The 220-nt window shown below is 65.5% G+C and carries 1 protein-coding gene; it reads left to right on the plus strand.

The annotated features are described in order from the left end of the window. Positions 1-220, plus strand: a 220-nt coding sequence (locus JHD64_RS21840; RefSeq protein ID WP_199055846.1) for a hypothetical protein, incomplete at both ends; no start/stop codon positions are given.

Consider the following 220-nt stretch of genomic DNA (forward strand, 5'->3'; position numbering starts at 1 on the left):
CCATCAGCAGTGATGGCAGTGGCAGCGATCATGTCTATAACAGCAGCGAAAGCGGCGCCGCCGTGGTCAGCGGTACCACCACGGGTGTGGAAGCCGGCCAGACTGTCACCGTCACCTTCACCGACAGCGCCAACCACGTGGTCACCACCACGGCGACCGTGGCAGCCAATGGCAGCTGGACCGTTCCGGCCAGCAGCCTGAGCGGCCTGGTGGATGGTGC

Source organism: Aquitalea sp. ASV15 (assembly GCF_016429115.1).
Classification (GTDB): Bacteria; Pseudomonadota; Gammaproteobacteria; order Burkholderiales; family Chromobacteriaceae; genus Aquitalea; species Aquitalea magnusonii.